Here is a 14,579-nt window from a genome sequence, read left to right as displayed (position 1 = left end):
AATTTATATTTTAATAACCTGTGTTTTGTTTTATGTTCGGATTCGCAGATACTTCATCACCCGGAATCGGGAAAAGATTAAGATGGCTGCTGGTTTGAGCTCCTGCTGCCACATTACCTTTCCAGGACCACAGGTAATCGCCGTCTGTGAACTGACCAAAACGAACTAAATCTGTACGCCGTTGTCCTTCATAGTAAAATTCACGTGCACGTTCATCTAAGATAAATCTATCATTGATTTGTGCTGTGCTAACATCACCTGAAGTATCACCATATGCTCTTCTTCTAATCCTGTTGATATCGTCAACTGCTGCAGGATCATTTCCTAATCTGTGATTTGCTTCTGCTCTCATCAACAGGGCATCAGCAAAACGGAATATCGGAAAATCGGTGCAGGCATATGCAGAGTTATAATTGGTCGGCAGGCTTCCATCCAGATTTTTAGCTGTAAACTTATATACTCCAATACCATAATCACCACTGGACGATGGACTTGGAATGTCGATGCTCTTTTTCTGCTTCAGATATACTCTGTTATCCGGGCATTGTGAAAACTCAGGATCATCAGATGGTATTGCTCCGCCATACGTAGCCAGGGTATCCACCATTATATTCATAAAATCCTTACGTGCCCTGTTACCGTTCCAGTTTGTATTGGTTGTTAAACCATGATAGTCTTCTGCTCGTATATACGTGGCATCTGAACTTGATTCAATAATAAAGGTTGTCCCGGTATAGCCCTGTGTATATACGCCGTCGTATGCAAAGGCAAAGATCATTTCCGGATTATTATCGCCATCATTGTCAGCTGTAAAATTCTGACGGTAGTCATTGGCAAGTTCATATCCGGCTTCTTCAACCTTATCACAATAATAGATTACGCTGTCCCATTTTGCAGTACCTGTATAGACTTCTGCATTCAGGTATGTTCTGGCCAGCAGCATCCATGCCGCTGCTTTGTCAGCTTCGGGATAGGAGAAGCCAGGCTCGCCAAGATCATTTTCAATATCCCGGAGTTCCGAAACTATGTAATTAAAAAGATCAGCCCTTTTAATCTGTTGCGGATTGAATTTGCCTACACCGTCTTTTTCTGTTGTAAACGGAGGATTTCCAAAGAGATCCATATAATAAAAGTATGCAAGCGCACGTAAGAATCGGGCTTCAGCCACATAACGCTGTACATCGGCACTGGAGTTGTCCTGTGCATTTTTAATAAAATCATTGGCATAGGTTATAGACAACCCCAGACGTTGATATAGCGCAGTAAGGAAAGGGTTGGTCGGACTCCAGGTCTGAGTATTCAAATCAGCTATTCCGATATCACCCCAACCGCAAATGGCTTCATCCGTTGTAATTTCCTGGAGATTCCATAATGCACGTGTAAAAGTAAAAAAGTTGTCATCTGATGCCACAATATCGGCACCGGCATCATTTCCCTGTCCTGATATAGTAAAGCTGGCATAAATCTTGGCCAGTACTTCTTTCATGTATTCAGGATTATCACCAAGGTTTCCGGCCATAATGGAATCCGGATCAATTGGTGTTACATTCAGATCTTTCACACACGAAAACATCGTAAGTGCGGAAAGCAGTATTGTAAAATATATTTTTAATCTTTTCATCGTATTATCCATTAAGATTTAAAATGTTATGTTGATACCAAGCATGAAGTTCCGTGGACGCGGATAGAAATTATCATCTATACCATCTTCAATTTCAGGATCAAGTCCCGAATACTTGGTAACAGTAAGTGCATTCTGAACCGTAAAGCTGATTCTGGCATCCACATCTTTGAAGATATTATCGAATTTATAGCCTGCCGAGATATTGTCAACTTTGAGATAAGAACCGTTTTCAACGAAGTAGTCACTGGTAAACTGACGTTTGATAAAGTTTGTATTATCCAGTGATTTAGGCATGTTTTTCCAGTATCCGATCTGATACATCTGATCGTAAGATGCGCCGGCAGCTACCTGGTTATAGATGTAGTTCCCGATGCTTCCACGTGCGGATGCGGAGAGATCAAAATTCTTGTAACTTAACCGGGTTGAAAAACCAATCAGGTAGTCAGGGTTAGGATTTTTGTAGATGTATTTATCTTCATTATCACCATTCACGGTTCCGCCATTTCCTGAAAGGTCTACGTACAAGCCTTCAACCGGATTGCCGGCCTCGTCGTAAACCTGCTGGTTTACAAAGAATGAATAGCCGGGATATCCAACTCTGGTCACCTGGTAAGTTCCGGTCATACCAGAACCGTAAAGGATTCCGATATAATTTGGATCTTCGTTCAGCAACAGTTTTGTAATTTTATTTCTGTTGTAAGTCAGGTTGACTCCCATTTCCCATGAAATGTCTTTCGAAGAGATGATGTATCCGTTTAATGATGCTTCAATACCTTTGTTCTCTAAGCTTCCTACGTTTGTAACCAACCTGTTTTTGAAATTACTCATTGTCGGAATCGTAACTTCATTTAACAAATCGTCAGTAACACGTTTGTAAACATCAACTGAACCGGATATTCGGTTATTGAAAAAGCCGAAGTCAAGACCAATGTTCTGTGTTGTTGTTTCTTCCCATTTGATATTAGGATCATAGGCCTCTGGCCTTAATGTCGGAATATATGTCCCGTTTATCATATAATAGGCTGTCTGCGCCGACTGGTTGTAGATGGCCTGTGCAGGGTAATCGCTACCAATGTCCTGCTGACCTGTTTTACCCCAGCTGAGTCTGAGTTTTAAATCAGACAATGCATTTACATCTTTCAGGAATGCTTCTTCATTTATCTTCCAGGCCAGGGCAGCTGATGGGAACAAGCCCCACTGGTTTCCTTCTGAAAAACGAGAGGACCCATCGTCACGAATAGTTAATGTTAACAGATACCGGTTAAGGACGGAGTAATTCACACGACCGAAAAAGGAAACGAGGTAATTCTCCGTTTTTGTTGTATTTCCGCTCGGATCTACATAATCGAGACTGGATACCGGAACACGTCCTCTGGTTGAATCATTGGATTCACGATAGAAATGTTGCCATGAATAACCAGCTGTGACATCTATATTCTGGTTTGCCCCCAGATCTTTATTGTAGTTAAGGTAAAATTCCAGCAGGTTGTTTGTATTCCTGGCACTGAAATCATTTATTTTTCCTTCGTAATCACCGTCCAGCTGGGGGTTAGTTGTAACCGGACGATTGTTATGTCCTTCACTGCTTGTGACGTCAGTTGCAAGATTAAGATTCGCTCTCATTCCGTTTATAAACGGTAGTTGGTAATCAATTTGTGCATTGGCGATTAACCGTTGTACATTCGACTTATTATCAACTTCAAGTGCCTGTTCAACAGGGTTCGGTGTACCCAGACTGGCATCATAATTCGGCCATTGGAAATACCCGGCAGAATTTGGATTTCCATCCTTAACAACCTGTGTGGGATCCATATTCATGGCAGAACCAACTGCACCATCATCACCAAAATTGTGATTCGTGTTCATTCCCTTGATGTTCACATTTACTTTCAATGTGTTATCAAGAAAGGCAGGATTCAGGTTAACTGCACCGGTCAAACGTTTAAAGCCGGTATTTTTTAAGATACCATTCTGATCTGTATAACCTACAGAAACACGGTAAGGTAACGTTTTATATGAACCGGTTAAACTCAGGTTATGATCCATAGAAGTTGTGGTACGGAATATCTCCCTCTGCCAGTCTGTATTTTGCAGCCCCAGTTTAGAGAAATCATCAAGATCATATATGTCACGGTGCTCGTAGGCAATCTGTCTCATTTCATCACCGGAATACACATCAAGATACTTCATTGGTGTTGATACGGTAGTGTTGAGATTATAGCTTACAGATAGTGGTTTTCCGCTTTTCCCTTTTTTAGTGGTAATTAAAATTACACCGTTTGATGCCCTTGAACCATAAATGGCAGTAGCAGATGCATCTTTCAAAACAGTGAACGTTTCAATGTCGTTGGGATTAACAATGGATAGGAAGTTACTGCTACCGCTAACATTTTTATTTTCAATTGGAACACCATCCACAATAACAAGAGGATCGTTGGATGCATTCAGTGAAGAACCACCACGAACCCTTATTCTTGCACCACTGCCCGGCGCACCGCTGCTGGTTGTTATAACCACACCAGGTGTTTTTCCGACCAGTAATTCCTGCGGAGATGTAATGGCTCCTTTATTAAATTCTTCAGATGATACGGCCGAAACAGATCCGGTTGCATCTTCTTTTTTAACTGTACCGTATCCGATTACCAGGAACTCTTCAAGCTGTTCCAGTTTAGGATCGAGGGCCACATTGATTACCGTTTGTCCTGCTGTGGAAACCTCTTTGGTATTGTAACCTATAAAGCTAAAAACAAGGGTTTCGTTTGCAGAAGGAATGGTAAGGCTGTAATTACCGTCAAAGTCGGTTATAACACCCAAAGTTGTTCCTTTAACAAGAATGGAAACCCCCGGGAGTGGAGATTTGTCTTTTGCATCTGTAACATTTCCTGTCACAGTCACAGTCTGAGCAAATATATTTGCTGAGAATAAGAGCATCATGCTCAGCAAAATAATTGCGTGCTTTTTGATTTTCTGTCTCATAGAATCAATTTCTTGGTTAACAATTAATTACTTTAAAATTTAATTGAGATTTTTAGAGATTTTTTATAAGTATAGCCTTCCCAAGCCAGTACAAAACTATGACTGTTTAAAGGGATGGCATAGATTTTTTGCGCAAAACGCAACATTTTTTAACGAAAACGTTTCCGCAAACGTTTTCGGAATGTGTGTTTAAATCCCTGAATGTTTATTTAAACGGTATTCAGGTTCAAAGGGTATTACTTGCGAAACTAAATTTTAATACCTAATATTGTAAAATACAACTCCGTAATACCGGTGAAAAGAACTCAGATAACCATCAAGGATATTGCCCGTGAATTGGGTATATCTCCTTCCACAGTTTCCCGTGCACTAAAAGATCACCCTGACATTAGTGCAGACACTAAAAAAGCTGTAAGTGAACTTGCTGCTAAATACAGATATACGCCTAATTCCATAGCACTCAGCCTGAGGAGTCAGAAAAGTAATGTCATCGGAGTGGTGATTCCACAGATCGTGCATTTCTTCTTCTCATCTGTTATCAGTGGGATAGAGGAGGCAGCGGAGGAACATGGATATAATGTCATGGTTTGCCAGTCGGATGAGAGCTATGAGAAGGAGATCCGGAACGTGGAAACCTGTATCAGCAGCCGGATTGATGGTATACTTGTCTCTATGTCGAAAAATACGCATAAGTACGACCACTTTGAAAAAGTACTGGACGACAATATTCCGCTGGTTTTTTTCGACAGGGTTTGTCCTGGTGTAAAAGCTGACCGTATAGTTGTAGATGATTACTATGGCGCTTTCAATGCCGTTGAACATATGATAAAGGGCGGATGCCGTCGCATTGCCCATTTAGGATCATCGAAGCACCTTTTGATAGCCCGGAACCGCCTGAACGGTTATATCGATGCCTTAAAAAAATATGGCCTGCCTGTTGACGAAAGCATCATTCTGGAATGTGACAGCAGGGAAAGTGCACTGGAGAGAACGCCGGCACTTTTCAACAAAGGTTTAGATCCTGACGGAATTTTTGCTATCAATGATTTAACAGCTTCAGGGGCACTTACCGCTGTGAAACGTCTCGGATTAAATGTTCCGGATGATGTTTCAATCTGTGGTTTTTCCGACGGTCTGGTCGCACAGGTTGTTGAGCCTCCTATGACTACCGTCGAGCAACATGGCTTTGAGGTGGGGAAAGCAGCTGCACAACTATTGATTGACCGCATAGAAGGACGGACCACAAGCAACAGCATCACAAAAATGATTAAAACAACACTCGTGATCCGTGAATCCACAAAACTGATCAGGGATTCTGCAAACGTTTGAAATTTTCAAAATACAGTTTAAACTACAGTAAGTCAGGCATCTGCAAAAGATATATTTTTCTACTTAGTGTTAATGTTTATATATTTGTTGCATTGATTTTTTAAGAGATTTCCCGTATTACATCTTCCCGCCAATTAATAATTTGCAATATTAATTGTTAACCAATGCTATATTCATGAAAACGAAACCCCGCCTCAGTTTTTGGCAGATATGGAATATGAGTTTCGGGTTCCTTGGAATCCAGTTTGGCTTCGCCTTACAGAATGCCAATGCCAGCAGAATACTTCAGGTATTCGGAGCCGATGTTGAACATTTGAACTGGTTCTGGCTGGTTGCTCCCGTTACCGGAATGATCATTCAGCCGATCATCGGGTATTACAGCGACCGGACCTGGAACAAACTGGGAAGAAGAAGACCATATTTCCTGATTGGCGCAGTGCTAACCAGTATTGCATTGATCATGATGCCGAATGCACCTCATTTTGCTCAGTATCTTGCTCCAATGTTTATTGGTGGTGGTTTGTTGATGATTATGGATGCATCCATAAATATTTCGATGGAGCCTTTTCGCGCCCTTGTGGCAGACAAACTTCCTGAAGAACAGCATACACTTGGATTTTCGGTTCAAACACTATTGATCGGAATCGGAGCTGTTGTAGGTTCGTGGTTACCTTATATTTTAGGTAATTTTCTCGGGGTCTCAAAAGAAGCCGAAGAAGCCGGAAGAGTTGCGCCTAATGTCTACTGGTCATTTTATATCGGAGCCATGGTGTTGATAACAACCATTGTATGGACAGTATCAACGACCAAAGAGTATCCTCCGGAATTTTATGACGAGGAAAAGGTGGAAGCCGTTCCGAAGGCAAAATTCAAAATTCCGAAAACGATGATCCAGCTTCTGGTGGTTCAGTTTTTCTCCTGGTTTGCATTATTTTCAATGTGGGTATACACCACACCGGCAATAGCCTATCATTTTTATGGTACACTGGATGCAGATAGTGCTGCATACCAGGAAGCCGGAGACTGGGTTGGTATCCTGTTCGGCGTTTATAACGGCATTTCGGCCATTATTGCGTTATCACTGCCTGTGATAGCAAAATGGATTGGCCGGCGTCATACGCATGCACTGGCCCTGACGATTGGTGGCTTGTCATTTTTATCCTTTATATTGTTTAAAAATGACACATGGCTCGTAATACCTATGATTGGTGTGGGAATAGCCTGGGGAAGTATTCTGGCCATGCCGTATTCTATTCTGGCGAATTCCATCCCTCCAAAACAGATGGGAATATTCATGGGGCTGTTCAATATGTCAATTACGATTCCACAAATTATGAATGGCGTTTTTGGAACGCTTATCCTTAAACACATTTACGGAGACAATCCGTTTAATGCCATCATGGGAGCCGGAGTTTTGATGTTATTGGGTGCAGCAAGCACATTCTTCGTTGAGGATAAGCTGGATAAGAAAACAGGACATTAGTGGATATCAAAGCGTGTATATTTGATCTGGATGGGGTGATTTGCGATACCGCAAAATACCATTACCTGGCATGGAAAGAGCTGGCGGATAAGCTCGGATTTGAATTCACACCTGAGCACAATGAACGGTTAAAGGGTGTGAGCAGGATGGCGTCTCTTGATATTTTACTTGAAATCGGCGGATTAACATTTAACAGTGATGAAAAATTCCGGATGGCGGATGAAAAGAACCTGCGGTATCGGGAATACATTCTGAAGATGGAGCCTGACGAGATTCTGCCGGGCGTACTGCCTTTTCTGGATGAACTGCGGATGTCAGGAATCAGGATTGCGCTTGGTTCGGCCAGTAAAAATGCAAAAACAATCCTGAAACGACTGGGTATAATAGCATTGTTCGACGCCATTGTAGATGGTTCAATGGTTCAGCATGCTAAGCCTGATCCGGAGGTTTTTCTGCTTGGAGCCGGACTTCTCGGTGTTCAACCGGAAAAATCGGTAGTATTTGAGGATGCACAGGCCGGTATACAGGCGGCATTAAACGGAGGCATGGTTGCAATTGGTATTGGCGACAGTGGTGTGCTGCAAAACGCACATTATGTTGCAGATGGATTTAAGGATTTTACGCTGAAGAAGCTGCGTGAGATTGTGGAAAATCTTTAAAAGTACCAAAATGAATAATATCATAGAAAAAGATAACTGGAAAATCATTCAGTACCGGTTTGACCCGGAAATGCAGGAGGCGGCTGAAAGTATATTCAGCATCGGAAACGGGAAGATGGGACAACGGGCCAATTTCGAAGAATATTTCAGTGGTGATTCACTCCAGGGGTCGTACATTGCCGGGATATACTATCCTGACAAAACACGGGTAGGTTGGTGGAAAAATGGTTACCCTGAGTATTTTGCCAAGGTACTGAACTCTCCCTCTTTTATTCCGGTTCATGTAACAGTGGAAAATGAAGTGCTGGATCTGGCAACCTGGCAGGTGGTAGAGTTTGAGCGGGTGCTTGATATGCAGGAAGGTGTGCTATACCGGACATTTACAGCAGTTTCGCCACTGGGTAAAAAGATACAGGTAAAAACTGAGCGTTTCCTGAGTATGGATGACCGGGAAACAGCAGCCATTCGCTATTCCATTTCATTACCCGACAGGGGTGCAAATATTTTGATAAAACCCGGCATTGACGGCGACGTCAAAAACAGGGATTCCAACTATGATGAAGTTTTCTGGAATATTCTGGAAACAGAAAATAAAACGCTGACCAATCACCTTTTGGCTCAGACCAGAAAGTTAAACTTCAGGGTGGCATATTCAATGCACAATAAGTTATTTCTGAACCAGGTGGAGCTCACAGCCACACCGAATCACATTGCCACAGATAAGAAAATTGAATCCGCCTATGAGGTTTACCTGGATAAGGGGCTGGAACTGATTCTGGAGAAGCATGTATCCGTTATAAGTTCACTTAACCACCCGGCAGATCAGCTGGCAAAACTGGCTGTGGAAAGGGTAAAGAACGCTGCGCGTACAGGATATGCACAGCTGAAGCAGAATCATGCTGCATGGTGGGCAAAGAAATGGCACGACAGCGATATTGTCATCGAGGGAGATGTTGCAGCACAACAGGGTATCCGCTTTAATATTTTTCAGTTGAACCAAACCTATACCGGTGATGACCCGAGATTAAATGTTGGCCCCAAAGGTTTTACAGGTGAGAAGTATGGCGGATCAACCTATTGGGATACGGAAGCATATTGCGTTCCGTTTTTCCTGGGAACGGCACCTGCCGAAGTTACCCGTAATTTACTGCTTTACCGGTACAGGCATCTGGGAAAAGCCATTGAAAATGCAAATAAGCTTGGATTTAATAACGGCGCGGCACTGTATCCTATGGTAACCATGAATGGCGAAGAATGCCATAATGAGTGGGAGATAACCTTTGAGGAGATACACAGAAACGGAGCCATTGCCTATGCCATATATAATTATACAGAGTATACCGGAGATAAAACCTATCTTGAGGATTATGGCCTCGAAGTGCTGATCGGGATATCCCGGTTCTGGGCTTCACGGGTCAACTGGTCGGAAGAAAAACAGAAGTATGTAATACTTGGGGTGACCGGTCCGAACGAATATGAAAACAATGTCAATAATAACTGGTATACCAATTATATTGCAGCATGGTGCATGCGTTATACCATCAGTGTTATTCATGATTTAAGAAATTCCGGAGCTCAGAAGCTGTTGGCTGTTCTCGGGAAAACAGCATTTGATGAAAATAAGGAGATTAGAAAATGGGATGATATCATTGAAAAAATATATCTGCCATTTGATGAAGAGCGGGGGATTTTTCTGCAGCAGGATGGATACCTGGATAAACAGGATCAGCTCGCAGAAGAGATCCCGGATTCAGAACGGCCGATCAACCAGCACTGGTCCTGGGACAGAATCCTGCGTTCATGTTTTATAAAACAGGCTGATGTCCTGCAGGGCATGTTTATTTTTGAACACGAATTTGATTATAATACCATTAAAACCAATTATGAATTTTATGAACCCAGGTGTGTGCATGAATCATCCCTGTCTCCTTGTGTTCACAGCATAATTGCTACAGGATTAGGAAAAACAGAGCGGGCATACGAGCTTTATCTGCGTACTTCCAGACTCGATCTTGACGACTATAATAAAGAAGTGGCGGAAGGTCTTCATATAACCAGCATGGCCGGTACCTGGATGTCTGTGGTGCTGGGATTCGGAGGTGTTAAGGTCAGGAACGGAAAGCTTCATATTAATCCTGTTCTTCCGGATGGATGGCAACAATTTTCCTTTAAAATAAACTTCAGGGAACGGATCCTTATTGTGACCATCAATGATACCGGTGTGGAACTTTCGCTGGAAAAAGGTAACGACCTTGAACTCTTTTTAAATGGTAATTTAATGGTGATAAACTAAACAATATGATATTAAAACGCATTTTATATCCTATGGCAGTTTTGCTTTCACTGCAGCTTTCGGCTCAGAAGGTTGAAAAAATAGAACCGCCCATGTGGTGGACGGGTTTTGAAAACAGTGCACTTCAGCTGATGGTGTATGGTGAAAACATTACCCTGTTAACACCGGAAATTGAATATCCCGGTGTAACAATAGAATCCATCGTAAGGGCACAAAGTCCAAACTATCTTTTTGTCAATTTAAAGCTGGCACCTGATGTTGAACCCGGAACTGTTGAAATCCGGTTCAGGCAGAAAAACAAAACAGTTCAAACCATCAACTATACTTTAAACCAGAGGGAAGAAGGTTCTGCAAAGCGGCAAAGTTTTTCTGATAAAGATGTAATCTATCTGCTTTTTCCTGATCGTTTTGCCAATGGTGATCCCTCAAACGATAATGTAAATGGTTATGCCGATAAAGCAAACAGGAAGGATTTATTTGGCCGTCATGGGGGAGATATTAAGGGAATTGTGAAGCATCTGGATTACCTGAATGAGCTGGGCATAAGTGCGTTATGGACTACCCCAATGTTAGAGGATAATCAACCGCGTGGTTCGTATCATCATTATGCCACCACGGATTTTTATAAAATTGATCCAAGGTTTGGTTCAAACGAAGATTATAAAAACATGGTGGATGCGTGCCATCAGAAAGGGATAAAAGTGATTATTGACCTTGTTCCGAATCATTGTGGGTCTGCTCATCCATGGATGAAAGATCTTCCGTTTCAGGATTGGATCAATGGCGGGACAACATATACACAAACCAATTACCAGATTCCGACGACGAATGATCCTTATGCTTCAAAACGGGACCGTGATTTAAACTTTAACGGCTGGTTCGTGAGTGAAATGCCGGACCTGAACCAGAATAATCCGTTTATGCTGACCTATCTGAAGCAGTACGCTGTTTACTGGCTGGAATATGCCGGAATTGATGGGATCAGGGTCGATACATATCCGTATAACGATCCTGACAAAGCTGCAGAATGGACCAAAGCAATTATTGCTGAATATCCGAATATGAATATCGTTGGGGAATGCTGGCAGCACTCACCGGCCGAAGTGGCTTACTGGCAAAGTGGTTCCCTGAATTACAACGGCTATGATTCCGGATTACCGTCTGTTATGGATTTCTCCTTGCATGATCAGTTTATGGAGGCCTTTAATGAAGACGATATGAGCTGGAATAACGGCATGCGTCGAATCTGGCATACCTTAACGCAGGATTATTTTTACGCTGATCCGTATAACCTGGTTACACTATTGGAAAACCACGATACACAACGCTTTTCTACCATTGTTGAAAACGACATGCAAAAGTATAAGCTTGGAATGATGTTTCTTCTTACAACCCGCGGTATTCCACAATTATATTATGGCAGCGAAATACTGATGGGAGGTGATAAGAACGTTGGTGATGGCGATATCCGTCGTGACATGCCGGGTGGCTGGGCAGCGGATAAACGATCCGTTTTTAGTCCGGATCAGCGGACTGAAACCGAAGCTGAGGTTTTTAATTACGTCAGCAAACTTATTAAATACCGTACAACACATCCTGTATTGCAGAATGGTAAACTGATGCACTATATTCCAGAGAATAATGTATATGTGTATTTCAGATTCAATGAGGATCAGACAGTCATGATAGTTCTGAACAATAATCCTGAAGAACAGACTTTGGAATTAAACCGTTTTAGCCAGATGCTGGATGGATTTGAAAAAGCTACAGATATCATGAGCCGGGAAGATCTGAAAATTGATGTTTCCCTGAAAATTAAGGGAAAATCAGGATTGTTACTTGAACTGAATTAAAGCCCGGCCTGAATGAGACGGTTCCATGTTTTGTTTATCAGCATCGTGTTGTGGATTCCTTTTTCAGGTGTTGCGCAAAACAACTATATATCACATACATTTGACGGAAAACAACTCATAGTCTGCACAGATTCCGGCGAATATGTTCTATCTGCTTTGCAGGGAAAGGCATTTAAATTATCCTTCGCGAATAAGCGGGTTTATTCCAATAAAATTTATGCCCCTGTCGAAAGAGGTGTAAAGGAGCTTCGTCTGACGGAATCAAAAACCGAGCTGATACTATCATCCGCTGAAGTCACTGTACACCTTGGTAAATCTCCTGTTAGCATCCGATTTGATTACAGGGATGAAGTTAAACTTACCGGACTGGAATTCGCTGTATCCGGCGATACAACTATTTACCAATACAGGATGAAGTCGGATGAAAAGATCTATGGTACAGGTGCAAGAGCTTTGCCTCTTAATCGCAGGGGATATCGTTTTCAGTGCTATAACCAGGCAAACTATGGTTATGGCATGGGAGCTGATTTTCTTAATTATTCCATTCCGCTAATCATGTCTTCTGAAAAATACATGTTGCTGTTCGATAATCCAGCCAGAGCATGGTTTGATATCGGGAAGCGTGATGTGGATCGTTTTTCATTTGAAAGCCTGGGAGGAAATGCAACAGTTTACTTTTTTGCTGATGATTCGTATGATAAGCTGGTGTCTGATTATGTGAAATTTACCGGGATGCAACCTATGCCGCCGGTCTGGGCCCTCGGAAACCTGCAATCAAGATTTGGATATAAGTCACAGATGCAAACCGAAAATGTTGTGGATTCCATGCTTCAGGCTGGTTATCCAATGGATGCCATTATCCTTGATATTTTCTGGTTTGGCCCTCAGATTCAGGATGGTGTAATGGGTAATTTGTCATGGGATTCTATACATTGGTCTGAACCGGAACGAATGATCCGTAAGTTCAGAGATCAGGGTGTGAAGACCATATTGATCAGTGAACCGTTTTTCACAAAAAAGTCAAAGCATTATACCTACCTGGATCAACACGGTTTATTTGGCAAAAATGCTGACGGAACAACCATGACACTCCCCAACTTTTACTTTGGCGAAGCCGGTTTGCTGGATATTTTTAATCCTGAAGCAGGAGACTGGTTGTGGCAGCAATACGATGCATTAAAACAGCAGGGCGTTGAAGGCTGGTGGTGCGATCTGGGAGAACCGGAAATTCATCCTGATTCCATGATTCATGTGAATGGTAAAGCATCGGAAGTACATGGTATTTACGGGCATAACTGGACTAAAGTGTTTTATGATCATTACCGGAAGGAGTATCCTGACGAACGTTTGTTTGTGTTAGGCCGGGCCGGTTATGCCGGGTCACAACGCTTTGGTCTTATCCCGTGGTCTGGCGATGTGGGACGAACATGGAGCGGACTACGTGCGCAGATACCGGTGATGTTAGGCATGGGGTTGTCGGGTCTGGCTTATATGCATTCCGATGCCGGTGGCTTTGCTAGTGGGACTAAGAACCCCGAACTCTATACCCGGTGGTTGCAGTATGCTGTTTTTACACCGGTATTTCGTCCGCATTCCGATTCGCATGCTGAACCGGAACCCATCTATTATGCGGATTCCATTCAGGACATTGTCAGACATTACATCAAGCTAAGGTATGCGATGTTGCCATATAATTACACCTTAGCATGGCAAAACCATCGTTCCGGAGAACCAATGGCAAAACCATTGTTCATGGTATGTGATGATCCCGAACTGTCAGCTAACGACTCCATCTATTTCTGGGGTGACAATTTGTTGGTGGCGCCGGTCATGCGGTCAGGTACAGGCGCGCAAAAAGTTGTGCTGCCGGAAGGAACCTGGTATGATTTTCATTCCGGAGAACTTATAGAAGGTGGCAGAACTATTGATGTTCCGGTTACCCTATCTGACATTCCCGTATTTGTAAAAGCAGGCAGCTTTATCCCCATGATTTCTCCGGTTCAGTCTACCGATGATTATAAAACCGATACTCTTATTGTTCACTTCTTTCCTGACCCGGAACGTAAAGCATCAAACTTTATCATGTATGCGGACGATGGTCATACCTTTGGTGCTTATGAAAAGAACCAATATGAGCTGATAGATTTCACATATAAAAACGGTGTTTTTACGGTTAAAAATTCAGGATATAATTATCCTGGCAGACCGCAAAAAAGGCTGCTTAAATTTGTAGTCCATCAACCTGATTTTGAAAAAGTGAAAATCAACAGGACATGGATAAAGCCTGAAATAAAAGAAAAGACCACCTCATTTATAGTCAACTTACCTGCCAACCGGACCAATGAAATGCAAACCCGGTGAT

8 protein-coding genes are annotated in these 14,579 nt (G+C 42.4%); 6 read left to right on the top strand and 2 right to left on the bottom strand.

Annotation, left to right across the window (positions count from 1 at the left end; all coding sequences use genetic code 11):
• Positions 1 to 10 precede the first annotated feature (10 nt).
• Entirely contained in the window at positions 11 to 1,621 is a 1,611-nt protein-coding gene (locus ACE1EF_RS05785; RefSeq protein WP_375719679.1) for a RagB/SusD family nutrient uptake outer membrane protein, read from the bottom strand.
• A gap of 18 nt (positions 1,622 to 1,639) precedes the next feature.
• Entirely contained in the window at positions 1,640 to 4,600 is a 2,961-nt protein-coding gene (locus ACE1EF_RS05780; RefSeq protein WP_375719678.1) for a SusC/RagA family TonB-linked outer membrane protein, read from the bottom strand.
• 294 nt (positions 4,601 to 4,894) lie between these two features.
• On the opposite strand from ACE1EF_RS05780, the gene ACE1EF_RS05775 reads away from it, so the two are divergent.
• The 6 genes from ACE1EF_RS05775 to ACE1EF_RS05750 all read left to right on the top strand — a co-directional run bounded on the left by ACE1EF_RS05775 (position 4,895) and on the right by ACE1EF_RS05750 (position 14,578).
• Complete coding sequence (locus ACE1EF_RS05775) at positions 4,895 to 5,929, top strand: LacI family DNA-binding transcriptional regulator (protein WP_375719677.1); 1,035 nt, start codon at positions 4,895 to 4,897, stop codon at positions 5,927 to 5,929.
• A gap of 175 nt (positions 5,930 to 6,104) precedes the next feature.
• Complete coding sequence (locus ACE1EF_RS05770) at positions 6,105 to 7,412, top strand: MFS transporter (RefSeq protein WP_375719676.1); 1,308 nt, start codon at positions 6,105 to 6,107, stop codon at positions 7,410 to 7,412.
• Complete coding sequence (pgmB, locus tag ACE1EF_RS05765; RefSeq protein WP_375719675.1) at positions 7,412 to 8,071, top strand: beta-phosphoglucomutase; 660 nt, start codon at positions 7,412 to 7,414, stop codon at positions 8,069 to 8,071. The genes ACE1EF_RS05770 and pgmB overlap by 1 nt, the downstream gene beginning before the upstream one ends.
• A gap of 10 nt (positions 8,072 to 8,081) precedes the next feature.
• Positions 8,082 to 10,364, top strand: a complete 2,283-nt coding sequence (locus ACE1EF_RS05760) for a family 65 glycosyl hydrolase domain-containing protein (RefSeq protein ID WP_375719674.1) — start codon at positions 8,082 to 8,084, stop codon at positions 10,362 to 10,364.
• Positions 10,365 to 10,369: 5 nt separating this feature from the next.
• A complete protein-coding gene (locus ACE1EF_RS05755; RefSeq protein WP_375719673.1) occupies positions 10,370 to 12,217 on the top strand; it encodes a glycoside hydrolase family 13 protein in 1,848 nt (615 codons plus the stop codon).
• A 12-nt stretch (positions 12,218 to 12,229) separates the two neighbouring features.
• Positions 12,230 to 14,578: a TIM-barrel domain-containing protein gene (locus ACE1EF_RS05750; protein ID WP_375719672.1), complete on the top strand. Its 2,349-nt coding sequence runs from the start codon at positions 12,230 to 12,232 to the stop codon at positions 14,576 to 14,578.
• Position 14,579 lies beyond the last annotated feature (1 nt).

The organism is Quyinboa sediminis (assembly GCF_042219855.1).
In the GTDB taxonomy this organism is placed as follows: domain Bacteria; phylum Bacteroidota; class Bacteroidia; order Bacteroidales; family UBA5342; genus JBHJHP01.
The sequence above is the reverse complement of the archived record's forward strand: the minus strand, read 5'-3'. Positions and strand labels throughout refer to the sequence as shown.